Source organism: Streptomyces sp. NPDC016677, from assembly GCF_055562815.1.
The window spans coordinates 101532-127645 of the sequence record NZ_JBVHEO010000018.1 but is presented as its reverse complement, the minus strand read 5'-3'; the positions used below and the strand labels follow the sequence as shown (position 1 = coordinate 127645).

Genomic DNA, 26114 nt, shown 5'->3' with positions numbered 1-26114 from the left:
GAGGAGGGTGTGGCGATGCCCGGTTCCACGGACGGTTCCACGAAGACGATGGGGGCGCTCACCATCGGCGGCCTGGTGGCGGTGACGGCCTACACGGTGGCGCTCGGCAGCAACGGCTGGCTGTGGTTCGGCTGGGTGCTGCTCGGACTGATCACGCTGGGGATGGTCGCCTCCCGCAGCGCCTGAGGTTCAGCCGCGGGCCGGCCGGGCGGCCGAGTGGACGCCCGGCTGGTACTTCGGCAACCGGACCGTGATCTTCATGCCCGCGCCGACGGCCGTCTCGATGACCAGGCCGTGGTCGTCGCCGTACACCTGGCGGAGCCGGTCGTCGACGTTGGACAGGCCGATACCGCCGGACGGGCTGACCTCGCGGGCGAGGATGGCGCGGAGCAGGGCGGGGTCCATGCCGGCGCCGTCGTCCTCGATGACGACGAGGGCCTCGGCGCCCGCGTCCTGCGCGGTGATCTGGATGCGGCAGGTGCCGGACTTGCCCTCCAGGCCGTGCTTGACGGCGTTCTCCACCAGGGGCTGGAGGCAGAGGAAGGGCAGCGCGACCGGCAGGACCTCGGGGGCGATCTGCAGGGTGACGGCGAGGCGGTCGCCGAAGCGGGCGCGGACCAGGGCCAGGTAGTGGTCGATGGCGTGCAGTTCGTCGGCGAGGGTGGTGAAGTCGCCGTGCCGGCGGAACGAGTAGCGGGTGAAGTCGGCGAACTCCAGCAGCAGCTCGCGGGCGCGTTCGGGGTCGGTGCGGACGAAGGACGCGATCACGGCGAGCGAGTTGAAGATGAAGTGCGGGGAGATCTGGGCGCGCAGCGCCTTGATCTCGGCCTCGATGAGGCGGGTGCGGGAGCGGTCGAGGTCGGCGAGTTCCAGTTGTACGGAGATCCAGCGGGCGACCTCGCCGGCCGCCCGGACCAGGACGGCGGACTCGCGGGGCGCGCAGGCCACCAGCGCGCCGTGCACCCGGTCGTCGACGGTGAGCGGGGTGACGACGGCCCAGCGCACCGCGCAGTCGGGGGCGGCGCAGGTGAGCGGGAACGCCTCGCCGCGGCCGGTCTCCAGCGGGCCGGCGAGCAGTTCCATGATCTCGGTGCGGTGGTGGGCGCCGGCGCCGTCCCAGACCAGGACCTCCTCGGTGTCCGTCAGGCACAGCGCGTCGGTGCCGAGCAGGGAGCGCAGTTTGCGGGCGGACTTGCGGGCGGTCTCCTCGGTGAGGCCCGCCCTGAGCGGGGGCGCGGCGAGGGAGGCGGTGTGCAGGGTCTGGAAGGTGGCGTGCTCGACCGGGGTGCCGAGTCCGCCGAGGCTCTCGGGGCGGGCGGTGCGCCGGCCCAGCCAGAAACCGGCCGCCAGCAGCGGGAGGACGGCCACGCACAGGCCCGCCAGGAATCCGCTCATGCCGCTCTGCCTTCCTGCGGGCGCAGTTCCTCCGTGCGCAGTTCTTCGGGGAGGTGGAACCGGGCCAGGATCGCCGCGGCCTGGGCCGGCACCCGGCCCGGGGTGGCCAGCGACACCGTGATCATGGTGAGGAAGCCCAGCGGCACCGTCCAGAGCGCGGGCCAGGCCAGCAGGGCGTGCAGCGCGCCGTCGCCGGGGAAGCCGGCCATCGTCGCGGCCACGGCGAGCAGCGCGGCGCCGCCGCCGACCAGCATCCCGGCCGCGGCGCCCGGCGGGGTCAGCCGCCGCCACCAGATGCCGAGGACGAGCAGCGGGCAGAAGGACGAGGCGGAGACGGCGAAGGCGAGGCCGACCGCGTCGGCGACCGGCAGTCCGCCCACCAGGACGCTCGCCGCGAGCGGCACGGCCATGGCGAGGACGGTGCCGAGCCGGAAGTGCCGTACGCCGCGGGTGGGCAGGACGTCCTGGGTGAGGACGCCCGCGACGGCCATGGTCAGTCCGGAGGCGGTGGACAGGAACGCGGCGAAGGCGCCGCCCGCGACCAGGGCGCCGAGCAGATCGCCGCCCACTCCCCCGATCATGCGGCCGGGCAGCAGCAGTACGGCGGCGTCGGCGTCGCCGGTGAGGGCGAGTTCGGGGGCGTAGAGGCGGCCGAGGGCGCCGTAGACGGGCGGCAGCAGGTAGAAGGCGCCGATCAGGCCGAGGACGGCGACGGTGGTGCGGCGGGCGGCGACGCCGTGCGGGCTGGTGTAGAAGCGGACCACGACGTGCGGCAGGCCCATGGTGCCGAGGAACGTGGCGAGGATCAGGCCGTAGGTGGCGTACAGCGGACGTTCGGTGCGGCTCTCCGCGCGGGACGGGGTCAGGGCGTCGTCGGCGCCGTGGACGGTCGCGGCGGGGACCGGGGTGTGCGGGGCGAAGGTGAGGCGGGTGCCGGCGTCGACGCGGTGCGGGCCGGTGGGCAGGTGGAGCCGGGTGCCGGCGTGGCGGCGGCCGTCGACGGTGCCGTCGACGATGACGGTCAGCGGGGTTTCGAGCTTCAGGGTGAGGGTGTCCTGGACCCGGACGGTGCGCTGCTCGCGGAAGGCGGCGGGTTCGTCGAAGGCGCGGCTGGGGGCGCCGTCGGCCTGCCAGGCCAGGATCAGGAAGAGGGCGGGGACGAGCAGGGCGGTGAGCTTGAGCCAGTACTGGAAGGCCTGGACGAAGGTGATGCTGCGCATGCCGCCGGCGGCGACGGTGGCGGTGACGACGACGGCGACGATGACCCCGCCGAGCCAGTCCGGCGCGTCGGTCAGCACGGCCAGGGTCAGCCCGGCGCCCTGGAGCTGGGGCAGCAGGTACAGCCAGCCGACGCCGACGACGAAGGCGCCCGCGAGGCGCCGTACCGCCTGGGAGGCGAGCCGGGCCTCGGCGAAGTCGGGGAGGGTGTAGGCGCCGGAGCGGCGCAGCGGGGCGGCGACGAAGAGCAGGAGCACCAGGTAGCCGGCGGTGTAGCCGACCGGGTACCAGAGCATGTCGGGGCCCTGGACCAGGACCAGCCCCGCGATGCCGAGGAAGGACGCGGCGGAGAGGTACTCGCCGCTGATGGCGGCGGCGTTGAGGCGGGGGCCGACGGTGCGGGAGGCGACGTAGAAGTCGGAGGTGGTGCGGGAGATGCGCAGGCCGAAGGCGCCGACCAGGACGGTGGCGACGACGACGAGGGCGACGGCGGGGACGGCGTAGCTCGACTGCACGGTGGCTAGCGGTCCTCGACCAGGCGGACCAGGTCGCGCTCGTTGCGTTCGGCGCGGCGCACGTACCAGCGGGCGAGCAGGACGAGCGGGGCGTACAGGGCGAAGCCGAGGACGGCCCACTCCAGGCGGCGGGCGTCGGGCATCGCGGCGAACAGCAGCGGGAGCGGGCCGATGAGCAGGGCGAGGACGGCGAAGACGGTGAGGGCGGCGCGCAGCTGGGTGCGCATCAGGGAGCGGACGTAGGTGTGGCCGAGGGTGGTCTGTTCGTCGATCTCGGTGCGCGGGCGGTAGTAGGCGGAGGTCCGGCGGCGGGTGCGGCGGGGCGGGCCGGTGACGGTGACGCGGCGCTCGGCGGGGTCCTGGGGCACGGTTCAGGTCCTTCTCATCAGCAGGTCGCGCAGTTCCCGGGCGTGGCGGCGGCTGACCTGGAGTTCCTCGCCGCCGACCAGGACGCTGACCGTGCCGGCGTCCAGGCGCAGCTCGCCGATGTGGCGCAGGGCGACCAGGTGGCGGCGGTGGATGCGGACGAAGCCGCGGGAGCGCCAGCGCTCCTCCAGGGTGGACAGCGGGATGCGGACCAGGTGGCTGCCCTGGGCGGTGTGCAGCCGGGCGTAGTCGCCGCGGGCCTCGACGTGGGTGATGTCGTCGACGGCGACGAAGCGGGTGACGCCGCCGAGCTCCACGGTGATGTGGCCGGGGTCGGGCTCGTGGACGGGGATGCGCGGCAGGGCGCCCCGCAGGTCGGCGGCGCGGCGGACGGCCTCGGCGAGGCGCTCGCGGCGGACGGGTTTGAGGACGTAGTCGACGGCCTTGAGGTCGAACGCCTGCACGGCGAAGTCCTCGTGGGCGGTGACGAACACGATCAGCGGGGGCCGGGCGAAGCCGGTGAGCAGCCGGGCCAGGTCCAGCCCGTCCAGGCCGGGCATCTGGATGTCGAGGAAGACCACGTCGAGGGCGTCCGGCCCGTCGGGGCCCGACTCCAGGGCGCGGTTGACGCGGCGCAGCGCCTCGGTGGCGTCGCCGGCGCCCTCGACGGTCGCGATCCGCGGATCGGCACCGAGCAGGTACACCAGCTCTTCCAGCGAGGGGCGTTCGTCGTCGACGGCCAGGGCACGCAGCATGGACGTGGAGTCTAGGGGCGATCCGGACGTGTGAACACGGGCCCGACGTGGACGTACGCGATGGATACAGTGCCCGCATGAACAGCAGGCCGAGCTCCTTCGACGAGCTGGACCGGAAGATCGTGACCGCGTTGATGGCCAACGCCCGGACGTCCTTCGCCGAGATCGGCGCGGGCATCGGGCTGTCGGCCACGGCGGTCAAGCGCCGGGTGGACCGGCTGCGGGAGACCGGGGTGATCACCGGGTTCACGGCGACCGTGCGGCCGTCCGCGCTGGGCTGGCGGACGGAGGCGTACGTGGAGGTGTACTGCGAGGGGGCGGCGCCGCCGCGGCGGCTGGCGGAGGTGGTGCGCAACCATCCCGAGATCACGGCGGCCATGACGGTGACCGGGGGCGCGGACGCGCTGCTGCACGTACGGGCGCGGGACGTGGAGCACTTCGAGGAGGTGCTGGAGCGGATCCGGGTGGAGCCGTTCATCCGGAAGACGATCAGTGTGATGGTGCTGTCGCATCTGATCCCGGACAGCCCGGAGGCCGGGGCCAGCCATCCCGTCCCTGACGGGGCCCCCGCGCGCAGTGGACCTGCGCTGAACGGCTGAACTACGCATGATTGCTGCGCGAACACGCAGCTTTCGTCGCTTGTCGCGCGTCTCCGCCTTTTCTTACCGTGGTGACACACCCCGTCACCCCCTGTGAGCGAAGCGGAGGGATCCCGCTGTGCCCGACTCCCGTGTGCCGCGCAGGCGGCGCTTCCTGGTCTGCGAGCCCCGGCACTTCGCCGTGCGCTACGCGATCAATCCGTGGATGAGCCCCGACCGGCCGGTGGACGTCATCCGCGCCCTCGACCAGTGGCAGGCCCTGGTCGACGCCTACCGCGACCACGGCCACACCGTCGAGCGGGTCGCACCGGTGCCCGGCCTGCCCGACATGGTGTTCGCCGCCAACGCGGCGGTCGTCGTCGGGGGCCGTGTCCTCGGCTCCCGCTTCCGCGCGCCCGAGCGGCGCGCCGAGTCACTGCCGTACGAGGCGTGGTTCAAGGAGCGGGGCTACGAGGTGCAGCATCCGGGGTCGGTGTGCGAGGGCGAGGGCGATCTGACGCCGGCCGGGCGGTGGATCCTGGCCGGCACGGGATTCCGTACGGCGCCCGAGGCGCACCGGGAGGCGCAGGAGTTCTTCGGCGTGCCGGTGATCTCGCTGACGCTGGTGGATCCGTACTTCTACCACCTGGACACGGCGCTGTTCGTGCTCGATGACGACAATGTGGCTTACTACCCCGAGGCGTTCAGTCCGGGCAGCCGTGAGGTACTCGCCCGGCTGTACCCGGACGCGGTGCTCGCGACCCGCGAGGACGCGCTGGCGTTCGGCCTCAACTCCGTCTGTGACGGGCGTCATGTGTTCATCTCTCCGGGGGCGACCGCCCTCGCCGGCCGGCTCGCCGAGCGCGGCTATGTCCCTGTCCCCGTCGACCTGTCCGAGTTCCACAAGGCGGGCGGCGGCATCAAGTGCTGCACTCAGGAGATCCGCTGATGACCACCACCGCGCACACCCGTACGTCCGCCGAGCTGATCCGCGCGGAGGAGCCGGTCCTCGCCCACAACTACCACCCGCTGCCCGTGGTCGTCGCCCGCGCGGAGGGCGTCTGGATGGAGGACGTGGAGGGCCGCCGCTACCTGGACCTGCTCGCCGGTTACTCGGCGCTGAACTTCGGCCACCGCCACCCGGCGCTGGTCGAGGCGGCCCACCGTCAGCTGGACCGGCTGACGCTGACCTCGCGCGCCTTCCACAACGACCGTCTCGCCCTGTTCGCCGAGCGTCTCGCCGCGCTGACCGGCATGGACATGGTGCTGCCGATGAACACCGGCGCGGAGGCGGTGGAGAGCGGCATCAAGGTGGCCCGCAAGTGGGCCTACGACGTGAAGGGCGTCCCGGACGGCGAGGCGACGATCGTGGTGGCGGCGGACAACTTCCACGGCCGTACGACGACGATCGTGAGCTTCTCCACGGACGAGACGGCCCGCGCGGGCTTCGGGCCGTTCACGCCCGGATTCCGCGTCGTGCCGTACAACGACCTGGCGGCTCTGGAGGCGGCGGTCGACGGGACGACGGCGGCGGTGCTGATCGAGCCGATCCAGGGCGAGGCGGGGGTGCTGATCCCGGACGACGGCTATCTCGCCGGGGTGCGGGAGGTGACCCGGCGGGCGGGCTGCCTGTTCATGGCGGACGAGATCCAGTCGGGGCTGGGCCGCACCGGGCACACCCTGGCCGTGCAGTACGAGGGAGTCCTCCCCGACCTGGTGCTGCTCGGCAAGGCGCTGGGCGGCGGCATCGTGCCGGTGTCGGCGGTGGCGGGCCGGCGGGAGGTGCTCGGGGTACTGCGTCCGGGCGAGCACGGCTCCACGTTCGGCGGCAATCCGCTGGCCGCGGCGGTCGGTACGGCGGTGGTGGAGCTGCTGGAGACGGGCGCGTACCAGCGGCGGGCGGCCGAGCTGGGCGTGCTGCTGCGGGAGGGGCTGGCCGCGCTGGTCGGACGGGGTGTCGTGGGCTTCCGGGCGCGGGGCCTGTGGGCGGGCGTCGACGTCGACCCGGCGCTGGGCACCGGCCGCGAGGTCAGCGAGCGCCTGATGCGGGAGGGCGTCCTGGTCAAGGACACCCACGGCTCCACGATCCGGCTGGCGCCGCCGCTGACGATCACCGCGGAGGAGCTTCAGGGGGCGCTTCGGGCGCTGGAGAAGGTGCTGGCGGTCTGAGAGACAGGGGCGCCTGGCGACGCCGGATGGGGACGGGGCCCGGTGCACCGTGGCAGTCGGCCGAGGGGCCGTGCCCCGGCCGCGGGTGTCACGGGGCGGGGCGGGCGGCGCCGAGGCGGGTCACGGGGCGGGGCGGGCGGCGTCGAGGCGGGTCACGGGGCGGGGCGGGCGGCGTCGAGGCGGGTCACGTGGGTCACGCTCTCCCGGTCCTCGGCGTCCGTGCTGGGCTCGCCCGCGAACCAGGCGTCGAGGATCTCCGTCAGCAGCGGGCCGGAGGTCAGCCGCAGACTGAGGGCGAGGACGTTGGCGTCGTTCCAGCGGCGGGCGCCGTCCGCCGTGTACGCGTCGGCGCACAGGGCCGCGCGGACGCCCGGCACCTTGTTCGCGGCGATCGACGCGCCGGTGCCGGTCCAGCAGCACACCACCGCCTGGTCGGCGTGTCCGGCGGCGACCTCACGGGCCGCCCGCTCCGAGCACACCGCCCACCCGGGGTCGTCCCCGGGGCGCAGCGCGCCGTGGGTCAGCACCTCGTGGCCCCGGCCGCGCAGTTCCTCCACCAGGAGGCGGGCGACGGGTTCGTCCATGTCCGAGGAGACGGCGATCCGCATGCTCCGCAGCCTAGCCGGTGATCGACGCAACACCGATCCGTACGAGTGACATCCGCATTCTGTGGCAGGTGCGGCTGGAAAGATGATGAACGAGCATAAGTTCCGTTTGGAGCACTATGCCCCCGGAAAGGAACGCAGCCACGTCTCCCACCGACAACGGGCCCGTGCCCGATTCCGCGGCTCTCAAGCGTCACCCGGCTCTCTTCCGCGCCATCAGGCGCAGGCAGAACCCCCGGCTGCGCCGGTCGGACATCACGGTGACGGACGAGCGCGCGGTCAAGCGGGCGGTGAAGGCCGCCGCCCTCGGCAACGCCATGGAGTGGTTCGACTTCGGCATCTACGCGTACCTGGCCGGCACCATCGGCCGGGTCTTCTTCCCGTCCGGGAGCGAGACCGCGCAGTTGCTGTCCTCGTTCGCCACGTTCGCCGTCGCCTTCCTGGTGCGGCCGATCGGCGGCATGGTGTTCGGGCCGATGGGCGACAAGATCGGCCGTAAGAAGGTCCTCGCGCTGACGATGATCCTGATGGCGATCGGCACCTGCGCGATCGGGCTGCTGCCGACGTACGCCGCGGTCGGCTTCTGGTCGCCGCTGCTGCTCATCCTGTTCCGGCTGCTCCAGGGATTCTCCACGGGCGGTGAGTACGGCGGTGCCTCCACGTTCATCGCGGAGTACGCGCCGGACAAGCGGCGCGGCTTCTTCGGTTCCTTCCTGGAGCTGGGGACGCTGGCCGGGTACACCTGCGCGGCGGGGCTGGTGACCGCGCTCACCGCGGGGCTGGGCACGGAGGCGGTGGACGCGTGGGCCTGGCGCATCCCGTTCCTGGTCGCCGGTCCGCTCGGAGTCGTCGGTCTGTATCTGCGGATGCGGCTGGACGACACCCCCGCCTTCCTGAAGCTGGAGGAGGGCAACGTGCACGTCTCCGACGCGGCGACCGCGGTGGAGACGACGGCCCGGGGCGACCTCGCGAAGATCTTCCGGCTGCACTGGCGGATGCTGGTGCTGTGCGTCGCCCTGGTCGGTGCCTACAACGTCACCGACTACATGCTGCTGTCGTACATGCCGACGTACCTCTCGGACGAGCTGCACTACAGCGAGACGCACGGGCTGCTGATCCTCGTCGTCACCATGATCGTGCTGATGCTGGTCATCAACCAGGTGGGCCGGATCTCCGACCGGTACGGCCGCAGGCCCGTGCTGATGACCGGCATGCTGGGCTTCTTCGTGCTGTCCGCCCCGTCGTTCCTGCTGGTGCGGCAGGGCAGTCTGCTCGCCGTGGCGGGCGGGATGCTGATGCTGGGCCTGTCGCTGGTGTGTCTGCTGGGCACGATGTCGGCGGCGCTGCCCGCGATGTTCCCCACCTCGGTGCGCTACGGCTCCCTGTCGGTCGGCTACAACCTGTCGACGTCCCTGTTCGGCGGCACCACTCCCCTGGTCATCACGGCGCTGATCGGCGCGACCGGCTCGGAGATGATGCCGGCGTACTACGCGATGGCGGCGGCCCTGGTCGGTGTGGTGGCGGTGGCCTGCATGAAGGAGACCGCGCGGCAGCCGCTGGAGGGGTCCCCGCCGTCGGTGCAGAGCGAGGAGGAGGCGGCGGCCATCGTGGAGGAGCTGGCTCCCGCGCCGAGGTTCTGAGGCGTTCACGGGGTCCGGCGGTCCGGTGCCGGCGGGCCGTGCCGATGCGGGTGGGCGGGGCGAGCGCGCCGATCAGCTTGGGCAGCGCGGCCATCACCACCCCCGTACCGACGCCCACGACCGCGTAGAGGACGAGGTGGTGCCACTGCGCGGTGTGGGGCCCGGCAGCACCACCGGTCTGCGCGAAGCGGGGCAGGGCGATGCAGAAGACGTAGGACAGGACGCCGAAGGCGAAGGCCGCCAGATGGGTGGGGAGCAGTGCGGCGCCGGCCAGGTCCGGGCGGGCGTGGATGCCGCCCTCCCCTCGTGGTGCAGCACCTCGCGGGCCCGGTCGGCGACGGGGCGGCACTCGGCCCGGTACGCGGTGTACAGGCGGAGCACCAGGTCGGTCGCGTGGCCGGACGGACCAGGCGGCGGGCGTCGGCGGTGTTGCCGGGCCGGGCCCGGCCGGGGTGGAACGGCAGGCCGTCGGCGGCGGCGACGCGGGCGGCGCGCTCCATGCGACGCGGGCGGCGGCGCGACTGCTGGTCCGCGGGCCGCGGATCGAGCCGCGCAGGACGAGCACGACCACCGGGCCGCGTCGGGCGTCTGACCGGACGGCGGCCGGCTCGCACCGCACACCCGCGTCGGCTGACGGGATGCCCGGACGGAACGGGGGCAGTCTGGACGGACGGAACACGTCACTCGGCGGCCACCGGGAAAGGGGTCCGCCGCGAGGAAGGGTGGGCGCCGTGGGCACCGCCGTACACGTCCCGCAGACCAGGGACATGCGTGGGGAGGAGCTGTCGGGGGACGAGGCGTTCACCGCGCTGCGGCACTACGGGGGCGTACGGCTGCTGGCCGACTCCTTCGCGCGGTTCCGTTACGCGGACGGCTTCACCAACGCGCGGGCGCTCGCCTTCCAGGTGGTGCTGGGGCTGGTGCCGTTCACCGTCGCCCTGGTGGGCCTCGCCACCAGCGCGCACACCGAGACCGTGGGGCGCGTCGTCGAACTGACCCTGGGCCGGATCGTGCCCGGGGCCAGCGGCGACGTCGTCGCGGACGCCTTCGCGCGGACCCGGCGGTCCGCTCACGGTGACGTGTGGAGCACGCTCGCCCTCTGGCTGGGCCTGGGCTTCGCGCTGCTGAACCTCGCGTCGGCCATGGGCCAGATCGAGCGGGGCGCCAACCGCATCTACGGCATCGAGCGCGACCGTCCCCTCCCCCTCAAGTACGCGAGGGCGATCGCTCTCGCGGTCACCGCGGGGATGCCCATGGTGCTCGGGTTCGTCGTCCTGGTCGCCGGTGAGGCGGTCGGTGACGCGGTGATGCGGGCCACCGGGCGGGCGGGCGGCGTGCCGGGCTGGTGGAGCGCGCTGGAGGTGCCGACCGGGCTGGCACTGGCGTGGATCGCCTCCGCGGTGATCTTCCGGTGGTCGCCCCGCCGGGTCCAGCCCGGCTACACCTGGCTCGCCCTGGGCTCGGCCCTGCAGATCCTCCTGTGGGTGACGGCGACCTGGCTGCTGGCGCTGTACGTCGAGGAGAGCGGCTCCTTCGGGGCCCTGTACGGGCCGCTGACCGCGTTCGTCGCCCTGCTGCTGTGGGCCAACCTCACCGCCGTGGCCCTCTTCTTCGGCATCGCCTTCGCCGCGCAGCTGGAGGCGGCCCGCGCCGGTCTCGCGTCCCCGGTCCACCCGGACCCGGGGCCGGGCGACTGACCGGTGGGGCCCGTCCACGCCGGTGCCGTCCCCGAAGCCGACGCGGAGCGGGACGGGACGGCGCGGGACGGGCCGACGCGGCATAGGGCCCGAGCCGCGGACGGTACGAGGCAGCCGCCCGCCCGCGAACCGCTCCCCTCCCCGTCGCCCGGGCCACAGGGCCCGTGATCAGCCGAGGCCGAGGCCGCCCGTCACCGCCTCGTCGCGGCGGACCGGTCCGCCGCGTGCTCAGACGGCCCGGCCGGCTCCGGCAGCCCGGCGAGAGACGCCCCCGGGCCACCGTCTCCCGGCACCGGCTCCACGGTCTCCGCGAGGAAGCCCCCGGACTGGTGCCGCCACAGCCGGGCGTAGGCCCCGTCCGCGGCGAGCAGCTCCTCGTGGGTGCCCTGCTCGACGACGCTGCCCCGGTCGAGGACGACGAGACGGTCCATGCCGGCCACCGTGGACAGCCGGTGGGCGACCACGAGGGCCGTACGCCCCTCCATCAGCCGCCACAGGGCGTCCTGGACCAGGATCTCGCTCTCCGAGTCCAGCGCGCTGGTCGCCTCGTCGAGCAGCAGGATCGGGGCGTCGCGCAGGATGGCCCGGGCGAGGGCGACCCGTTGGCGCTGGCCGCCCGAGAGCTTCACGCCCCGCTCCCCCACCAGGGTGGCGAAGCCGTCGGGGAGCTGGTCGGCGAACTCCGTGACGTGCGCGGCCCGCGCCGCCGCGTGGATCTCCTCGTCGGTGGCGCCGGGCCGGGCGAAGGCGATGTTCTCCCGCAGGCTGCGGTGGAACATGGCGGGTTCCTGCGGGACGTAGGCGATCAGTGAGCGCAGGTCGGTCTGGCGCAGGGCGCTGATGTCCTGACCGCCGATCAGGATGCGTCCGCCGTCGACGTCCGACATCCGCAGCAGCAGCCGGGTGAGGGTGGTCTTGCCGCCGCCGGACCTGCCGACCAGGCCGATCCGCGCGCCGCCCGGCACGTCCAGGTCGAGGCCCTTGAAGATCGGCTCGGCTCCGGCGTGTGCGAAGGTCACCGCCTCGAAGCGGACGCCGCTGTCGCGCGGCGCGAGCGGCTCGGGCACCGCCGCGTCCAGCACGGTGGGCGGGTCGAGGAGCAGCTCCGTGAACTGCGCGGCCTCGGTCATGGAGCTCTCCAGCCGCCGGTAGATCTGGTTGAACTCGAACATGATCTGGGTGGCGTTGGAGTAGTAGGTGAAGGCGACGACGATCTCCTCGACCCCGAGGCCCGGGCCGCCCAGGGCGATCGCCACGAACAGGCCCAGCACGTTGGTCAGCACGGACATCGGGGCGACCAGGGTGTCCACGCGCAGATTGCCGTAGTCCCACGACTTGAGCGTCAGGCGCCGGGAGTCCGCGACCCGGCGGCGGTGTTCACCGGCCTCCCGCCGCTCCGCCGCGAACGCCCGGATGGTCTCCATGTTGGCCAGGCTGTCGGCGACGTGCCCGGAGACCCGGGCGAGCGCCGCCTCCCGGTCGTTGACGAGCTTCTGCCGGCGGCGGATCAGGGGCGTCGCGCCCAGCACGGTCAGCGCGATCATCAGCAGCAGGCCGGCCACGAGCATCGGTTCGTAGCGCCAGAGCACCACGGCACCGAACACCAGCGGGACGAGACTGCCCACGATCCGGTACGTCACCGTGTCGACGAAGTCCTCGAAGCGCTTGCCGAAGCTCAGTACCCGCTTGGTCAGGGACCCGGCGAAGTTGTCGTGGAAGAACGCCGCGTCCTTGGCGAGGAGTTCGTCCATCCCGGTGACGTACAGGCGTTCCATGCCGAGGGCGTCCACGCGGTTCAGACAGTGCTGCCCGATCCGCCACACGGCCTCGGCGACCAGCAGTGTCACGCCGAAGGCCAGCACGTACGGCAGCGCCGACGCGAGGGTGACACCGCCGTCCCCGGCGGCCTGCCCCGCCAGTTTGGCGATGAGCAGGGGGGCGACGTAGCGGATGCCGATGTTGCCGACGGCCGGCAGCAGCAGGGCGGGCAGGGTCAGCCGTCGCAGTCTCAGCAGTTCCCTGCCGTAGTGGCGCAGCGCCAGGACGACCGCGCTCCTGCCCGGCGTCGGTGGGCGCGAATCTTCTGTTCCCATCACTCTCCCGAAGGTCGGAACTCGGAAGTTTCCCGGTGGGAGAGGCCGCCAGTCCAGGCATTTACGGCGGACGGGCCAGAACCGGACACGCCGTGCGGACCCGCGGGCTGTTCAGGCGGTGCGGTCGGCTGTCAACATGACGGATCCGGTTGGAGTGAGGGGCGAGCCGTGTTCTACCACCTGCTCAAGTACGTACTGCTGGGACCGCTGCTGAGACTGGTCTTCCGCCCCCGCATCGAGGGCCTGGACCATGTGCCGCCGTCGGGGGCGGCCATCGTCGCCGGCAATCACCTGTCGTTCTCGGACCACTTCCTGATGCCCGCCGTGCTGAGGCGCCGGATCACGTTCCTCGCCAAGGCCGAGTACTTCACCGGCCCCGGCCTCAAGGGGCGGCTGACCGCGGCCTTCTTCCGCAGTGCCGGACAGATCCCGGTGGACCGCTCCGGCAAGGAGGCGGGCCGGGCCGCGATCCGGGAGGGGCTCGGCGTGCTCGGCCGGGACGAACTGCTCGGCATCTACCCGGAGGGCACCCGCTCGCACGACGGACGGCTCTACAAGGGCAAGGTCGGGGTCGCGGTGATGGCGCTGACGGCGGGGGTGCCGGTGGTGCCGTGCGCGATGATCGGCACGTTCGAGGCACAGCCGCCGGGCCGGCGCCTGCCCCGCGTCCGCCCGGTGGCGATCCGCTTCGGCGCGCCCCTGGACTTCTCCCGCTACGCCGGCATGGAGCACGAGAAGGCGGTCCTGCGGGCCGTCACCGACGAGATCATGTACGCGATCATGGCGCTCTCCGGGCAGGAGTACGTCGACCGGTACGCCGCCGAGGTCAAGGCCGAGGAGGAGAGCAAGGCCGCGCGGGCGCGCCGGTTCCCCCGGTTGCCGCTCGGGTAGCGCCGCTCTGCCCTCGGCAGACCAGCAGGACGGCACCGGTCCCGGGCGCCTACGGTCCCGGTATGAGACGTGCTGTGGTGATCGGGGCGACGGGACAGATCGGGCGGCCGGCGGTGGGTGCGCTGGCCCGGGACGGCTGGGAGGTGACCGCCGTCTCGCGCGGCGGCGGACGAGACGCGCGGTGGCCCGAGGAGGTACGGGTCGTGCGGGCCGACCGGGAGGACGACGGGGCCCTGGCCGCCGCGGTCGGCGACGGCTGCGACGCCCTGGTGGACACGGTGGCGTTCGGCCCGGAGCACGCGCGGCAGCTGACCTCGCTCGCCGGGCGGATCGGCTCGGCGGTGGTGCTCTCCAGCGTGTCGGTGTACGAGGACGACAAGGGCCGCGGCTTCGACACCCAGGAGGAGCCCGGCGGCTTCCCCGAGTATCCGGTGCCGCTCACCGAGGAGCAGCGCACCGTCCGGCCGGGCGAGGCCGGCTACAGCACCCGCAAGGCGGCGCTGGAGCGGGAACTGCTGGCCGCGGGCGACCGGTTGCCGGTGACGCTGGTGCGGGCGGGCGCGGTGCACGGGCCGTACTGCCGTACGCCGCGCGAGCTGTACTTCGTCAAGCGCAACCTCGACGGGCGGCGCCGCCGTGTCCTGGCGTACGGGGGCGCGAGCCGCTTCCATCCGGCGGGGGTGCGCAACGTCGCCGAGGTGATCCGGCTGGCCGCCGCCCGGCCGGGCAGCCGGGTGCTCAACGCCGTGGACCCGGACGCGCCGACGGTGGCCGAGATCGCCCGGGCGATCGACGCGGTGATGGGCGTGGCAGTGGAGGACGTCCTGGTGGACGGCGCTCCGCCCGCGCCCCGGGTGGGCGACACGCCCTGGTCGGTGCCGGCGCCGGTGGTGTGCGGCATGGGCGCGGCGGAGCGGGAGCTGGGCTACCGGCCGGTGACCCGGTACGCCGAGGCGCTGCCGGAGACCGTCGCCTTCATCGAGGAGCGGCTGGCCGGGGGGCGGGACTGGCGGGAGGCGTACCCGAAGATGGCCCGGAACTACGGGGACCTCTTCGACTACGCGGCGGAGGACGCCTGGCTGGCGGGGCGCAGGGCATGAGGAAGGGGCGGCCGGACGAGCACCGGCCGCCCCTGCCCCTGACGGGTTACGGCTTCGGCGTGGCGTGCGGGGCGCAGGTCACGTCCCGGGCGTCCACCTTGCCGGTGAGCAGGTAGGTGTCGACGCGGTCGTTGACGCAGGGGTTGGTCAGACCGGTGACGCCGTGCGAACCGGCGTCCCGCTCGGTGATCAGCCGGGAGCCCTTGAACCGCTGGTGCAGTTCGACGGCGCCCTCGTACGGAGTGGCCGCGTCCCGCTCCGCCTGGACGATCAGCACGGGCGGCAGGCCCTTGCCGGTCTTCACGTTCACCGGGGTGTTCTGCTTGGTGGGCCAGGTGGCGCAGGGCAGGTTCATCCAGGCGTTGGACCAGGTGAGGAAGGGATGGTCCGCGTGCAGGCGGGTGTTGTCCCGGTCCCAGGTCTTCCAGTCGGTGGGCCACTTGGCGTCGGCGCACTCGACGGCCGTGTAGACGGCGTTGCCGTTCTCCGAGGAGGCGTTGCCCGCGATGTCGGACATGTCCGGGGCGGCGGCGTCGACCAGGGCCTGGGTGTCACCGGCGACGTAGGCGCTGAAGACGGAGGCGACCGTCGCCCAGGCGGAGTCGTAGTACGGGGCGCTCTGGAAGAAGCCGAGCAGTTCGGCGGGGCCGACGACGCCGCCGATCGGGTTCTCCTTGGCGGTGGCGCGCAGCTTGAGCCACTGGGCCTGGACCTCGGCACGGGTGTCGCCGAGGTGGTACGTCGCGTCGTTCTTCGCGACCCAGTCCTGCCAGTCCTGCCAGCGGGTCTCGAAGGCGACGTCCTGGTCCAGGTTGGCCTGGTACCAGATCTTCTCCCGGGAGGGGTTCACGACGCTGTCGACCACCATGCGGCGGACGTGGCCGGGGAAGAGGGTGCCGTAGACGGCGCCGAGGTAGGTGCCGTAGGAGACACCGAGGTAGTTGAGCTTCTTCTCGCCGAGGGCCGCGCGGATGACGTCCAGGTCGCGCGCGGTGTTCGGGGTGGTCATGTGCGGCAGCATCTCGCCGCTGCGCTCGGCGCAGCCCTCGGCGTACTCGCGGGCCAGCTTGCGCTGGGCGCGTTTGTCGGCCTCGGAGTCGGGCACCGGGTCGGCCTTGGGCGCCTTGACGAACTCCTGCGGGTCGACGCAGGAGATCGGCGTCGACCTGCCGACGCCGCGCGGGTCGAAGCCGACGAAGTCGTACGCTTCGGCCGTCTTCGTCCACAGGGGGTTCTTGGCGGTCACACGGGCCGGGAAGCGCAGGCCCGAGCCGCCGGGGCCGCCGGGGTTGTAGATGAGGGCGCCCTGGCGCTGGGCCTTCGTGCCGGTGTTGCCGATGCGGTCGACGGCGAGCTTGATCTGCTTGCCGTGCGGCTTGGCGTAGTCGAGCGGGACGGTGACGTAGCCGCACTGGATCGGCGCGGGCAGGCTCCAGTCGGCGGGGCAGTCCTGCCAGTCGATCCCGGCCTTGGCGGCGCGGGCCGCGGCGACGGCGGCGCCGTACGCCTGGAGGTCCTGGGTGTTCCCGTGCCGGGCGGCCGGCCCGGCGTTGGCCACGGGCGCGGTGACGGCACCGGCCGTCAGCATCCCGGAGGCCAGCAGCCCCACGGTGCCGAGCGCGGCCGTGCTCCGCTTCAGTCGTCTCATCCTCAAGTGGGCCTCCCCGTACATCCTTGCGATAGGTACGGGGATCCTCTCGGCTGTGGGTTCCCTGAGGACAGGGACGACCCGACTTCTTTGCCAATCCGATAAACGGCACCACCCGTTCGATCGGCGGGGTACGGGTCTCAGTCCCGGTCGAGGCCGGCCAGCGCCTCGTCCAGCAGCCGGCGCAGAAGCAGCGCGTCGGGGGCCACGGCGGTGACGAGGACGGCCGGCCCGGCGAGCGGCAGCACGGCCGCGCCCTCCCCGGCCGTCCGGGCCGACGGCGGCCGTTCGGCGAACTCCGGACATACGACGACGACTTGCCCGACGGCGCGCTGTCCCGCCAGCACCGCGGGGCCGTCCCAGCCGCCGGGGGCACCGGGGCCACAGGCCAGTTCCTGGTCGAGGACGCACCGGCCCGCGCTTCGCACCGTCAGCCGACTGGTGAGCCGCCCCGGTTCCTCACCGGCGCGGCCGAGCACCTGTTCCTCGCGCAGCACCAGCCGGGCGCCGGCGGCGAGGTCGGCCCGGGTGGTGACGTACAGGTCGCTGCCGCGGGCGGCGATCAACTGCTCGGGCAGCCAGTACAGTTCGCCGCCGTCGGCGACGGTGAGGCGGACGTCGTAGCGGGCCTCGTCCTTGGTCTGGCCGGGCAGCGCGATGGTTGCCGCCGCCGATCCGACGCGCAGCCGGGCGCCCTCGCCGACGTCCGCCTCTACGGTGAGGCGGTCCCCGCCGAGCGGCCCGCTCATCGCGCCGACCAGCGTCACCCGCGCCTCGGCCCCGGCGGACCGGGTCCGGCGTGGCGCGAGGGGGCCCTCTCCGTCGAGCACCGGCAGCGCGGTGCCGCCCCGTCCGTCGCGGCGGGCGTGGACGCGGGCCGTGGCCCGGACGCCGGCGGTTCCCCGGGCACCGGCGGTCTCCCGGGCGACGTCCGTGCGGCTCACGCCGTCCACGCCGCGAGCCGGGAGCGGACCCAGGCGGCGACGTCCGCCACGCCCGTCTCCGCCCGGAGCGACTGGAGGACGACGGGCAGTTCTCCGCGCTGCGCCTTGGCGTCGGCGGACATCCGGGCCAGGTCGGAGCCGACGTACGGGGCGAGGTCGGTCTTGTTGACGACGAGCAGGTCGGCGGTGGTCACGCCGGGGCCGCCCTTGCGCGGGATGTCGTCGCCGCCGGCCACGTCGATGACGAAGATCTGCGCGTCGACCAGGCCCCGGGAGAAGGTGGCGGTCAGGTTGTCCCCGCCGGACTCGACCAGGATCAGGTCCAGGGGGCCGACCTCGTCCTCCAGGTCCTCGACGGCTTCGAGGTTGGCGGAGATGTCGTCCCGGATCGCGGTGTGCGGGCAGGCCCCGGTCTCCACGGCGGCGATCCGCTCGGGCGGCAGCACGGCCTCGCGGAGCAGGAACTCGGCGTCCTCGCGGGTGTAGATGTCGTTGGTGACGACCGCGAGGGACAGTTCGTCGCGCAGCGCCCGGCAGAGCGCGGCGACGGTGGCGGTCTTGCCCGACCCGACGGGTCCGCCGAGCCCGATCCGCAGGGCGCGGCGGGTGCCGTCGGGGCGGTGCGCGTCGGCGCTGACGGCGGCGGGACCGTGGGAGTGGGGGTGATCGAGGTGCATGACGACTCCTTTTCGAACGGGGGGATCGGGGGGCGCAGCCCCTCAGGTCGGCAGCTCAGGAAGCGAACAACCGCACCGGCCGCGCCGCATGCGCCTCCGCGAGGATCTCCAGCAGTGGCGCGGAGGCCGCGGGCAACGCCTCCGTCCCCGCGCCGACGGCCTCGCGGGCCGTCTCGACGGCCCGGTCGGCCACCCGGTCCAGCTCCGGCGCCAGCCGCGCCAGCACCCCGGTGGCGTCGAACGGGTCCAGGCTCAGCAGCCGCACCACGGCCGTCGCCGGCCCGCTCACGCTCTCGTACGCCGCGCAGTACGCCGCGTTGTCCGGGCCGAGCCCCGCCGCGCGCGCCGTCAGCCCGAGCACCACCGGCTGGTGCGCGCCCTTGGGGAAGGCCCCGGCGAGGTGGGCGAGTTCGGCGGACGGCCAGGTGGCGCGGGCCGCCCGCATCAGCTGCCGGCCCAGCTTCCGGGCGGCGGTGCGCAGCGCGGGTGACGGCGTCCGGGCGTCCGCGGCGGCGTCGAGGGCCACCGGGTCCACGCCGAGGGCCGCCGCCGCGGCGAGCGCGGCCGACACCAGTCCCGTCGTATGCAGCCGGCCCCGGCAGAAGGCTTCGAGGTCCTCGGCCCCGGTGATCCGTCCGGCGCGTACGGCCGCCTCCGCGCCCCCGGAGTGCGCGTGTCCTCCGGCGGGGAAGCGGCCGTCGGCCAGGACCAGAAGCGCGGCCCTGGACATCAGAAGAGGAAGTAACGCTGGGTCATGGGCAGTTCCGCGGCCGGCTCCGCCTCGACCAGCTCGCCGTCGATGTGCACGGCGAAGCTGTCGGGGTCGATCCGTACATCGGGCCGCGCGTCGTTCTCCCGCATGTCGGCCTTGGTGACCGCGCGGGTGGAGTCGATCGCCGTGAAGCCCTTGCCCAGGCCGAGGCGTTCGGGCAGCCCGTCGTCGATCGCCGGGCCGGCCACGAAGTTGACCGAGTTGCCGGCCGGGGCCCGTCCGATCGCCCCGTACATCGGCCGGGGCAGGACCGGCTGCGGGGTCGGGATGGAGGCGTTGGCGTCGCCCATCTGCGCGTACGCGATCTGGCCGCCCTTGATCACCAGCAGGGGCTTGACGCCGAAGAACTCCGGTTCCCACAGCACCAGGTCGGCGAGCTTGCCGGTCTCGACGGAGCCGATCTCACGGGCCATTCCCTGGGCGAGCGCCGGGTTGATCGTGTACTTGGCGACATAGCGACGGACGCGGTGGTTGTCCGCGCGGCCGTCGCCCGGCAGCGCGCCACGCCGGCGCTTCATGACGTGGGCGGTCTGCCAGGTGCGCAGGATCACCTCGCCGACCCGGCCCATCGCCTGGGAGTCGGAGGAGATGATCGAGATGGCACCCAGGTCGTGCAGGACGTCCTCGGCACCGATGGTGGACGGCCGGATGCGGGACTCGGCGAAGGCGAGGTCCTCGGGGACGGCCGGGTTGAGGTGGTGGCAGACCATCAGCATGTCGAGGTGTTCCTCGGCGGTGTTGACGGTGTAGGGCCGGGTCGGGTTGGTGGAACTGGGCAGTACGTGCGGCTCGGAGACCACCGTCATGATGTCGGGCGCGTGGCCGCCGCCCGCGCCCTCGGTGTGGTACGCGTGGATGCCGCGTCCGCCGATCGCGGCGAGGGTGTCGCCCACGAAACCGGCCTCGTTGAGGGTGTCGGTGTGGATGGCGACCTGGACGCCGGTCGCGTCGGCGACGGTGAGGGCGGCGTCGATGGCGGCCGGGGTCGCGCCCCAGTCCTCATGGATCTTCAGACCGGCGGCACCGCCCCGGATCTGGGAGAGCATCGCCTCGTGGGAGACGGTGTTGCCCTTGCCCAGCAGGCCGATGTTGAGGGGGTACGCCTCCATCGCCGCGAACATCCGGGCCAGGTGCCAGGGGCCGGGCGTGACGGTGGTGGCCTTCGACCCCTCGGCCGGTCCGGTGCCGCCGCCGACCAGGGTGGTGACGCCGGACGCCAGCGCCTCGTCGGCCACCTGCGGGCAGATGAAGTGCACATGGGCGTCGACGGCCCCGGCGGTGAGGATCCGCCCGTTGCCCGCGACGATCTCGGTCTCGGGGCCGATGACGAGGCCGGGGTGGACACCGTCCATGGTGTCCGGGTTGCCGGCCTTGCCGATGCCGGTGATCCGGCCGTCGCGGATGCCGACGTCGGCCTTGACGATTCCCCAGTGGTCGATGATCACGGCCCCCGTGACGACGGTGTCGGGGGTGCCGTCGGCACGGGTGGCGCGGGACTGGCCCATCGACTCGCGGATCACCTTGCCGCCGCCGAACACGGCCTCCTCGCCGGCGCGTCCGGGGCCGCCGCAGCGGTCCTCCTCGATCTCGACCAGCAGGTCCGTGTCGGCGAGGCGGATCCGGTCGCCGGTGGTGGGGCCGAACAGGTCGGCGTAGGCGGGGCGGGAGATCTCAGGCATCGAGGGCACCCCCGGTCTCCCCGCGCAGTCCGGGCACGATCCGGGCGCCGGCCACGGGGACGAGCTCGACCTCGACGGGGATGCCGGGCTCGAAGCGTACGGCCGTGCCGGCGGCGATGTCGAGCCGCTTGCCGCGGGCCGCGGCGCGGTCGAACTCCAGTCCCGGGTTGGCCTCGGCGAAGTGGTAGTGCGAGCCGACCTGGACGGGACGGTCGGCGGCGTTGAGGACGGTCAGCCGCGTCGTTTCGCGGCCCTCGTTGTAGACGATCGGACTGTCGGCGAACAGGATCTCTCCGGGTATCACGGCGCGGCTCCCCCTCAGACGATCGGGTCGTGGACGGTGACGAGCTTGGTGCCGTCCGGGAAGGTCGCCTCGACCTGCACGTCGTGGAGCATCTCCGGGATGCCGTCCATGACGTCGTCCCGGGTGAGCAGCTTGCGACCCGAGGACATCAGCTCGGCGACGCTGCGGCCGTCCCGCGCGCCCTCCAGGATGTGCGACGTGATGAGGGCGACGGCCTCGGGATGGTTCAGCTTCAGGCCGCGCGCCCGGCGCTTCTCGGCGACGTCGGCCGCCACGTGGATCAGCAGCCGCTCTTGCTCATGCGGGGTCAGTCGCACGTCCCACCTCACAGTCCTCGCTCCGGACCGTGCCGGGTCCGGTCGCCTCGGCCACGGGGCGACGTCCCAGGTGGCCGGAGCGGCAGGCTAGTTGCACCGGGTTTCGCTCACGTTAACCCGCCCAAGATCACTTTTCGTTGCCCGGGGCTACTTCTTGGGCGTCCCTTTGCCCGCGCGTGAACGGACGGGGGGGACGGGCGCGTGAACGGACGGGGAGGGACGGACGGGGGGCGGACGCAGGGACGGCGCGCGGACGGCGCGCGCGGACGGGCTCACGCGGACGCGGGGGCGGCCCGAGCGGACGCGTGGGCGCCGAGGCCGGTTTCCGGCGCCCGCTCCGGGTTCGTATCGCGCGGGGCCGATCGGAGCCGGAACAGGCCGAACGGCGTACCCCCCATCGGTGGAGGTTCACGTCCCTTTCGGGGACCGTCCGGCTTGCGCAACGCGCCCGGTTCGTCGGCGAAATGGGCATTCCGCCGCTGGTGGGAAGGTCGTCGGCCCCGGCGGGGGTGGCCCGAACGGGACACCGTCCACCCGAACGGATGAGTGGTGAGTAACAACACAAACTCCACGTTCCGTTGGGATTTTCCCACTTCGGTGCGTCAAGATCCCTGACTGACGACAAGACCCCGCCGCAGCGGCGGGGCGATCCGGGCGGACGCCGAGTCCTGCCGCCGCCCGGATGACCGGTCGACAGGAGTGGATCGGCAGGAGTGGAGGACCCGAGCACGACGGGTCGCCGGCCCGGTCACGCCATGACCGGAACCGAGCAGCCCTTGGGGTGAAGCCGCACTCGTGCGGCCGGGCAACTTCGCCAGCCCGAATCCGACAGGTCATCCTTCACAGGCGGCTGACGAAGGGTTGCGCATGACTGCGCTCAATCGTGTCCCGTCGCTCATGGTCCGGGCCGGTACGGCCTCGGCCCTCACCATCGCCGCCGTGGGCGGCTCGATCGTGGTCCCCGGCATCGCCTCCGAGGCCGCCGCGGCGACCCATGCGACCAAGGCGCTGAAGATCGCGGCCTCCAAGAAGGGCGCCCCGTACCGGTACGGGGCCACCGGACCGTCCCGCTTCGACTGCTCAGGGCTGACGCTGTACTCGTTCAAGAAGGCCGGCAAGAAACTGCCCCGCACGGCGGCCCAGCAGTACAACCGGACCCGCCATGTCTCCGCCTCCAGCCGCAAGGCCGGCGACCTGGTGTTCTTCCACTCCGGCCGCAGCGTCTACCACGTGGGCATCTACGCCGGGAAGGGCAAGATCTGGCACGCCCCGAAGACGGGTGACGTGGTGCGGCTGCAGAAGATCTGGACGAAGAGCGTCTGGTACGGCCGGGTGAAGTGATCCGCCCGAGGGGGCGCGCCGCCCACCCTGCCGGGGCGGGGCGCGCTCCCTCTGGGGCGTAGGGGCCGTACCGGGCGTACGGGTCCCGTATGGCGCCGTACCGGGCATACGGGCCCCACGGACGCCGCAGGGACCTCACGGGTCCGATACGGGCCAGTATGGGTGCCGTAAGGACGCGTACGGGTGCACACGGGGCGTACGGGTGCGTGCGAGGCGTACGAAGCCGTACGCGGGCGTACGGGAGCCCTCAGGTGTGGCGCGGACCCGGCGGGTGGTCCGGCGCCCCCACCCCCGTCACCGTCGCCGATCGCGCCGCACCGTCGTCGGGAGCGGCTCGGCCGGGGGCGTCCAGGGAAGTTCGACGGAGACGGTCTTGCCGCCCTCCCGGGTGGGGCGGACCCGCAGACGCCCGCCGCATTCCGCGGCGAGGCAGCGGATGATGACCATGCCGCGGCCGTTGTCCTGCTGGACGGCCGCGGGCAGACGCTTGGGGAAGCGCGGGTGACTGTCGGTGACACCGATGCGCAGGTGCTCGTCACGGTCGAGCGCCAGGTCCACCGTGAAGGTGGGCGACTGTCCCAGGGTGTGTTGCACGACGTTGGTCGCCAGCTCCGAGACGATGAGCCGGATGGTGTCGGACACTTCCGTGCCGGCGGACAGTCCCCACTCCGCGAGCGTGCCGACGACGTAGGTCCGGGCGGCGGACACCGAGGCGGGATCGCTCGGCAGAGTGACGGATGCTTCCAGGTGGTCTGCCATGGCGACGTCGTCCCTTCCGACGGGACCGCAGCCCCACACGGAGCGGATGGTTCGAGTACGGTCCCGGACTGTGCTTGGTCGCCAGAGTGCCATCACCACGCCGGTGAAGGGTGGCGATCCCCCAAGATATGCATATATCTGTCGCTCGAAGCGGTGAACTCTGCGACTGCAGACCCTTTTTGCGCGGCTCATAAGGAGTAAAGGAGTTGGCCCATGCGGCACGGTCCCGTGGTGCGCCGCCGGAAACTGGGCGCCGAACTGCGCACGCTGCGCACGGAGGCGGGGATCACCAGTGGCGAGGCGGCCCGGCTGGCGGGATGGCACCAGTCCAAGGTGAGCCGGATCGAGACCGGCACGAGCGGCGCGAAACCGGGCGACGTGCGGTTACTTCTGGACGTCTACGGCGTGGCCGACGCCCAGTTGCGCGAGGTCATCCTCGCCCTGGCGGGGTCCGAGGACAACGGCGGCCGGCAGCACTGGTGGCACCCCTACCGGGGCGTGCTGCCGCCGGCCTACCGCGACTTCATCAGCCTGGAGTCCCAGGCGAGCACGATGCGCACCCTGGAGACCACCGTGGTCCCCGGCCTGCTCCAGACACCGGAGTACGCCCGTGCGGTGACCCGCGCCGCGATGGACGGACTGCCGGAGGAGCGGATCGACGCGCTGGTCGAGGTGCGGCTGACCCGGCAGGACGTACTGCGCTCCGCCACCCCCCTGCACCTCAGCGCCGTACTGGACGAGGCGGTGCTGCGCCGGACGGTCGGCGAGCCGGGCGTGATGGCCCGCCAGCTGGAACGGCTGGTCGACGCGGCGCGGCTGCCCCATGTCCGGCTCCAGGTGCTGCCGTTCGCCGCCGGGGCCCACATCGGCGTCACGGGGCCTTTCGTTATCTTCTCATTTTCGAGCACTTCTGATCTAGACGTGGTAGTTCTCGACCACTTGACGAGTAGCCTCTATCTGGAACGGAAAGAAGACCTGGAGGCCTACACCGAGGCTTTCAACGCCCTGCAGGTTCACGCCCTTTCGCCCGACGACTCATTGGATCTCATCGCCGCGACAGCGGCCGGCGCGTAAGGAGGCACCATGTCAACACCTCCGCGGCACGTCCCTTCCAGTACCCGACTGCACGGTGTCCGGTGGCTGCGCAGCAGCTACAGCACCGGAGCCAACAACTGCGTGGAGACGGCCCGTCCGTCGGCCGGCCCCTGGGCCGGACTCCTCGCCGTGCGCGACTCCAAGGACCCCGCCGGACCGGCTCTGCTCATCTCCCCCGGGAGTTGGACGGACTTCACCGCTGGGCTCCGCCAGGAGTAACCCCGTGCGGCAGCCGACGACGCACGGCCGTGTCACGCCGACTCATGGCCGCGTTTCGTGGATCGTCCGCACAGCACGTTCGATCTGACCCTCGGTGAGGTCCGCCCGGGCGGTCAGCCTGAGCCGTGAGATGCCGTCGGGCACGGAAGGAGGACGGAAGCACCCCACGGCCAGGCCGGCCGTACGGCAGTCCGCCGCCCACCGTACGGCCTGTACCGAGGACGGCGCGCGCACCGAGACCACGGCGGCGTCGGGGCGCACCGCCTCCAGACCGCCCGCGGCCGTCCTGGCCGGAGCCGTCCCGGCCGTGGCCGTCAGGCGCGCGTGCAGGTCCATCGCCACCGCGCGAGCCCGCGCGGCCCGTTCCGGTTCGCGGCGCAGCAGCCGCAGCGCCGCCAGCGCGGCCCCCGCCGCCGCGGGCGCCAGTCCCGTGTCGAAGAGGAACGTCCGGGCCGTGTCGACCATCTGGCCGATCACCCGCGCCGGGCCGAGGACCGCCCCGCCCTGGCTGCCCAGCGACTTCGACAGCGTGACCGTCGCGACGACGTCCTCGGCGCCCGCGAGTCCGGCGGCGTGCGGGGCGCCCCGGCCGCCGTCGCCGAGTACGCCGAGGCCGTGGGCGTCGTCGAGGAGCAGCCCGGCGCCGCGCTCCCGGCAGACCGCGGCCAGCGCGGTCAGCGGGGCGGCGTCGCCGTCGACCGAGAACACCGTGTCGCAGACGACGACCGCGGGCCCGTCGTGCGTCCGCAGCGCCTTGCGCACCGCGTCCGGCGCGGCGTGCGGCACGACCTGGGTGGTGCCGCGGGCCAGCCGGCAGCCGTCGATCAGCGAGGCGTGGTTGCCCGCGTCGGAGACCAGCAGCGAGCCGTGCGGCGCCAGCGCGGTGACGGCGGCCAGGTTGGCCGCGTAACCGGAGGAGAAGACGAGGGCGGCCTCGAAGCCGCAGAAGGCGGCCAGTTCGTGTTCGAGTTCCGCGTGCAGTTCCGTGGACCCGGTGACCAGCCGGGAGCCGGTCGCGCCGCCGCCCCAGATCCGGGCCGCCCGGGCCGCCCCCTCGGTCACCTCGGGGTGCCGGGCCAGTCCCAGGTAGTCGTTGCTCGCCAGGTCGAGGAGCGGGTCCTCGGCCGGGCGGGGGCGCAGGCTCCGCAGCAGCCCGGAGCGCCGGCGCAGTTCCCGCTGCGTGTCGATCCAGTCGAACGCCATGGGACGGTCCTTCCGGGTGGTCTGTGAGCAGAGGTCTGTAGACGCGGAGGTTTGTAGACAGCGAACAGACCCTAGCGGCCCGGCAAGTGGCTCACGGTGTGGCAATCCCCACAGGTCGAATTGGACGTGTTGTG

General features: G+C 73.1%; 26 protein-coding genes and 1 riboswitch. Of the genes, 11 read left to right on the top strand and 15 right to left on the bottom strand.

Annotation, left to right across the window (positions count from 1 at the left end; translation table 11 throughout):
- Positions 1-15 precede the first annotated feature (15 nt).
- Positions 16-186: a hypothetical protein gene (locus ACZ3IG_RS32050; protein ID WP_215168298.1), complete on the top strand. Its 171-nt coding sequence runs from the start codon at positions 16-18 to the stop codon at positions 184-186.
- Between the two features lie 3 nt (positions 187-189).
- On the opposite strand, the gene ACZ3IG_RS32045 is transcribed toward ACZ3IG_RS32050, so the two are convergent.
- From ACZ3IG_RS32045 to ACZ3IG_RS32030, 4 genes are read right to left on the bottom strand one after another with little or no spacing between them, the layout of a single operon-like run.
- The gene (locus tag ACZ3IG_RS32045; protein WP_467436473.1) at positions 190-1395 is read right to left on the bottom strand and encodes a sensor histidine kinase; all 1206 of its coding nucleotides are present in this window, start codon (positions 1393-1395) and stop codon (positions 190-192) included.
- Positions 1392-3128, bottom strand: a complete 1737-nt coding sequence (locus ACZ3IG_RS32040; protein ID WP_467436472.1) for a sodium/solute symporter — start codon at positions 3126-3128, stop codon at positions 1392-1394. Before ACZ3IG_RS32040 ends, ACZ3IG_RS32045 begins: the two co-directional genes overlap by 4 nt.
- Before the next feature lie 5 nt (positions 3129-3133).
- Positions 3134-3496 (bottom strand): hypothetical protein, encoded by a 363-nt coding sequence (locus ACZ3IG_RS32035; RefSeq protein ID WP_403543684.1) that lies wholly within the window; start codon positions 3494-3496, stop codon positions 3134-3136.
- A gap of 3 nt (positions 3497-3499) precedes the next feature.
- Positions 3500-4249, bottom strand: coding sequence for a LytR/AlgR family response regulator transcription factor (locus ACZ3IG_RS32030; RefSeq protein WP_215168302.1), 750 nt, complete (start codon positions 4247-4249; stop codon positions 3500-3502).
- Positions 4250-4326: 77 nt separating this feature from the next.
- On the opposite strand from ACZ3IG_RS32030, the gene ACZ3IG_RS32025 reads away from it, so the two are divergent.
- The 3 genes from ACZ3IG_RS32025 to rocD all read left to right on the top strand — a co-directional run bounded on the left by ACZ3IG_RS32025 (position 4327) and on the right by rocD (position 6996).
- Positions 4327-4848 carry an Lrp/AsnC family transcriptional regulator gene (locus ACZ3IG_RS32025; RefSeq protein ID WP_467436470.1) on the top strand — a complete coding sequence of 174 codons (522 nt, stop codon included), beginning with the start codon at positions 4327-4329 and terminating at the stop codon, positions 4846-4848.
- A gap of 118 nt (positions 4849-4966) precedes the next feature.
- The gene (gene ddaH, locus ACZ3IG_RS32020; RefSeq protein WP_467436469.1) at positions 4967-5776 is read left to right on the top strand and encodes a dimethylargininase; all 810 of its coding nucleotides are present in this window, start codon (positions 4967-4969) and stop codon (positions 5774-5776) included.
- A complete protein-coding gene (gene rocD, locus ACZ3IG_RS32015) occupies positions 5776-6996 on the top strand; it encodes an ornithine--oxo-acid transaminase (protein WP_467436468.1) in 1221 nt (406 codons plus the stop codon). The genes ddaH and rocD overlap by 1 nt, the downstream gene beginning before the upstream one ends.
- 152 nt (positions 6997-7148) lie before the next feature.
- Here the strand turns inward: rocD and ACZ3IG_RS32010 are convergent, their stop codons facing one another.
- Positions 7149-7604 carry an RpiB/LacA/LacB family sugar-phosphate isomerase gene (locus tag ACZ3IG_RS32010; protein ID WP_467436466.1) on the bottom strand — a complete coding sequence of 152 codons (456 nt, stop codon included), beginning with the start codon at positions 7602-7604 and terminating at the stop codon, positions 7149-7151.
- A 116-nt stretch (positions 7605-7720) separates the two neighbouring features.
- On the opposite strand from ACZ3IG_RS32010, the gene ACZ3IG_RS32005 reads away from it, so the two are divergent.
- Together ACZ3IG_RS32005 and ACZ3IG_RS32000 are read left to right on the top strand one after the other, a co-directional pair.
- A complete protein-coding gene (locus ACZ3IG_RS32005) occupies positions 7721-9241 on the top strand; it encodes an MFS transporter (protein WP_467436465.1) in 1521 nt (506 codons plus the stop codon).
- 731 nt (positions 9242-9972) lie between these two features.
- Complete coding sequence (locus ACZ3IG_RS32000) at positions 9973-10938, top strand: YihY/virulence factor BrkB family protein (RefSeq protein ID WP_215168307.1); 966 nt, start codon at positions 9973-9975, stop codon at positions 10936-10938.
- A gap of 191 nt (positions 10939-11129) precedes the next feature.
- On the opposite strand, the gene ACZ3IG_RS31995 is transcribed toward ACZ3IG_RS32000, so the two are convergent.
- On the bottom strand, positions 11130-13031 hold the full coding sequence (locus ACZ3IG_RS31995; protein ID WP_467436463.1) for an ABC transporter ATP-binding protein: 1902 nt from the start codon (positions 13029-13031) through the stop codon (positions 11130-11132).
- Positions 13032-13199: 168 nt separating this feature from the next.
- On the opposite strand from ACZ3IG_RS31995, the gene ACZ3IG_RS31990 reads away from it, so the two are divergent.
- The gene (locus ACZ3IG_RS31990; protein WP_467436462.1) at positions 13200-13922 is read left to right on the top strand and encodes a lysophospholipid acyltransferase family protein; all 723 of its coding nucleotides are present in this window, start codon (positions 13200-13202) and stop codon (positions 13920-13922) included.
- Between the two features lie 62 nt (positions 13923-13984).
- On the top strand, positions 13985-15022 hold the full coding sequence (locus ACZ3IG_RS31985) for an NAD-dependent epimerase/dehydratase family protein (protein WP_467436461.1): 1038 nt from the start codon (positions 13985-13987) through the stop codon (positions 15020-15022).
- Between the two features lie 46 nt (positions 15023-15068).
- Here ACZ3IG_RS31985 and ACZ3IG_RS31980 read toward each other — a convergent pair whose 3' ends face one another.
- The 7 genes from ACZ3IG_RS31980 to ACZ3IG_RS31950 form a co-directional block, all read right to left on the bottom strand.
- Positions 15069-16670, bottom strand: a complete 1602-nt coding sequence (locus ACZ3IG_RS31980; RefSeq protein WP_467436459.1) for an alpha/beta hydrolase — start codon at positions 16668-16670, stop codon at positions 15069-15071.
- Between the two features lie 140 nt (positions 16671-16810).
- The gene (locus tag ACZ3IG_RS31975) at positions 16811-17614 is read right to left on the bottom strand and encodes an urease accessory protein UreD (RefSeq protein WP_467436458.1); all 804 of its coding nucleotides are present in this window, start codon (positions 17612-17614) and stop codon (positions 16811-16813) included.
- A complete protein-coding gene (ureG, locus tag ACZ3IG_RS31970) occupies positions 17611-18291 on the bottom strand; it encodes an urease accessory protein UreG (protein WP_215172599.1) in 681 nt (226 codons plus the stop codon). The genes ACZ3IG_RS31975 and ureG overlap by 4 nt, the downstream gene beginning before the upstream one ends.
- 55 nt (positions 18292-18346) lie before the next feature.
- On the bottom strand, positions 18347-19021 hold the full coding sequence (locus ACZ3IG_RS31965; RefSeq protein ID WP_467436457.1) for an urease accessory protein UreF: 675 nt from the start codon (positions 19019-19021) through the stop codon (positions 18347-18349).
- Positions 19021-20742, bottom strand: a complete 1722-nt coding sequence (locus ACZ3IG_RS31960) for an urease subunit alpha (protein ID WP_467436455.1) — start codon at positions 20740-20742, stop codon at positions 19021-19023. The genes ACZ3IG_RS31965 and ACZ3IG_RS31960 overlap by 1 nt, the downstream gene beginning before the upstream one ends.
- Complete coding sequence (locus tag ACZ3IG_RS31955; RefSeq protein ID WP_467436454.1) at positions 20735-21046, bottom strand: urease subunit beta; 312 nt, start codon at positions 21044-21046, stop codon at positions 20735-20737. The genes ACZ3IG_RS31960 and ACZ3IG_RS31955 overlap by 8 nt, the downstream gene beginning before the upstream one ends.
- Positions 21047-21060: 14 nt before the next feature.
- Positions 21061-21363 (bottom strand): urease subunit gamma, encoded by a 303-nt coding sequence (locus ACZ3IG_RS31950; RefSeq protein WP_467436452.1) that lies wholly within the window; start codon positions 21361-21363, stop codon positions 21061-21063.
- Positions 21364-22094: 731 nt separating this feature from the next.
- Positions 22095-22227: riboswitch (cyclic di-AMP (ydaO/yuaA leader) on the top strand.
- Between the two features lie 3 nt (positions 22228-22230).
- On the opposite strand from ACZ3IG_RS31950, the gene ACZ3IG_RS31945 reads away from it, so the two are divergent.
- Complete coding sequence (locus tag ACZ3IG_RS31945; RefSeq protein ID WP_215172589.1) at positions 22231-22704, top strand: C40 family peptidase; 474 nt, start codon at positions 22231-22233, stop codon at positions 22702-22704.
- Positions 22705-22998: 294 nt separating this feature from the next.
- Here ACZ3IG_RS31945 and ACZ3IG_RS31940 read toward each other — a convergent pair whose 3' ends face one another.
- Positions 22999-23463, bottom strand: a complete 465-nt coding sequence (locus tag ACZ3IG_RS31940) for an ATP-binding protein (RefSeq protein WP_215172587.1) — start codon at positions 23461-23463, stop codon at positions 22999-23001.
- A 213-nt stretch (positions 23464-23676) separates the two neighbouring features.
- Here ACZ3IG_RS31940 and ACZ3IG_RS31935 point away from each other — a divergent pair, with 213 nt between their 5' ends.
- Positions 23677-24537, top strand: a complete 861-nt coding sequence (locus ACZ3IG_RS31935) for a helix-turn-helix domain-containing protein (RefSeq protein WP_467436450.1) — start codon at positions 23677-23679, stop codon at positions 24535-24537.
- Between the two features lie 9 nt (positions 24538-24546).
- On the top strand, positions 24547-24777 hold the full coding sequence (locus ACZ3IG_RS31930; RefSeq protein ID WP_467436449.1) for a DUF397 domain-containing protein: 231 nt from the start codon (positions 24547-24549) through the stop codon (positions 24775-24777).
- Between the two features lie 42 nt (positions 24778-24819).
- Here the strand turns inward: ACZ3IG_RS31930 and ACZ3IG_RS31925 are convergent, their stop codons facing one another.
- A complete protein-coding gene (locus tag ACZ3IG_RS31925; RefSeq protein WP_467436448.1) occupies positions 24820-25980 on the bottom strand; it encodes an 8-amino-7-oxononanoate synthase in 1161 nt (386 codons plus the stop codon).
- Positions 25981-26114 lie beyond the last annotated feature (134 nt).

Excerpts from the sequence above, each read along its gene's own strand:
- ACZ3IG_RS32050 (WP_215168298.1), top strand. The coding sequence starts at position 16 with ATGCCCGGTTCCACGGACGGTTCCACGAAGACGATGGGGGCGCTCACC.
- ACZ3IG_RS32045 (WP_467436473.1), bottom strand. The coding sequence starts at position 1,395 with ATGAGCGGATTCCTGGCGGGCCTGTGCGTGGCCGTCCTCCCGCTGCTG.
- ACZ3IG_RS32030 (WP_215168302.1), bottom strand. The coding sequence starts at position 4,249 with ATGCTGCGTGCCCTGGCCGTCGACGACGAACGCCCCTCGCTGGAAGAG.
- ACZ3IG_RS32025 (WP_467436470.1), top strand. The coding sequence starts at position 4,327 with ATGAACAGCAGGCCGAGCTCCTTCGACGAGCTGGACCGGAAGATCGTG.
- rocD (WP_467436468.1), top strand. The coding sequence starts at position 5,776 with ATGACCACCACCGCGCACACCCGTACGTCCGCCGAGCTGATCCGCGCG.
- ACZ3IG_RS32010 (WP_467436466.1), bottom strand. The coding sequence starts at position 7,604 with ATGCGGATCGCCGTCTCCTCGGACATGGACGAACCCGTCGCCCGCCTC.
- ACZ3IG_RS32005 (WP_467436465.1), top strand. The coding sequence starts at position 7,721 with ATGCCCCCGGAAAGGAACGCAGCCACGTCTCCCACCGACAACGGGCCC.
- ACZ3IG_RS31995 (WP_467436463.1), bottom strand. The coding sequence starts at position 13,031 with ATGGGAACAGAAGATTCGCGCCCACCGACGCCGGGCAGGAGCGCGGTC.
- ACZ3IG_RS31985 (WP_467436461.1), top strand. The coding sequence starts at position 13,985 with ATGAGACGTGCTGTGGTGATCGGGGCGACGGGACAGATCGGGCGGCCG.
- ACZ3IG_RS31980 (WP_467436459.1), bottom strand. The coding sequence starts at position 16,670 with ATGAGACGACTGAAGCGGAGCACGGCCGCGCTCGGCACCGTGGGGCTG.
- ureG (WP_215172599.1), bottom strand. The coding sequence starts at position 18,291 with ATGCACCTCGATCACCCCCACTCCCACGGTCCCGCCGCCGTCAGCGCC.
- ACZ3IG_RS31965 (WP_467436457.1), bottom strand. The coding sequence starts at position 19,021 with ATGTCCAGGGCCGCGCTTCTGGTCCTGGCCGACGGCCGCTTCCCCGCC.
- ACZ3IG_RS31960 (WP_467436455.1), bottom strand. The coding sequence starts at position 20,742 with ATGCCTGAGATCTCCCGCCCCGCCTACGCCGACCTGTTCGGCCCCACC.
- ACZ3IG_RS31945 (WP_215172589.1), top strand. The coding sequence starts at position 22,231 with ATGACTGCGCTCAATCGTGTCCCGTCGCTCATGGTCCGGGCCGGTACG.
- ACZ3IG_RS31940 (WP_215172587.1), bottom strand. The coding sequence starts at position 23,463 with ATGGCAGACCACCTGGAAGCATCCGTCACTCTGCCGAGCGATCCCGCC.
- ACZ3IG_RS31935 (WP_467436450.1), top strand. The coding sequence starts at position 23,677 with ATGCGGCACGGTCCCGTGGTGCGCCGCCGGAAACTGGGCGCCGAACTG.
- ACZ3IG_RS31930 (WP_467436449.1), top strand. The coding sequence starts at position 24,547 with ATGTCAACACCTCCGCGGCACGTCCCTTCCAGTACCCGACTGCACGGT.
- ACZ3IG_RS31925 (WP_467436448.1), bottom strand. The coding sequence starts at position 25,980 with ATGGCGTTCGACTGGATCGACACGCAGCGGGAACTGCGCCGGCGCTCC.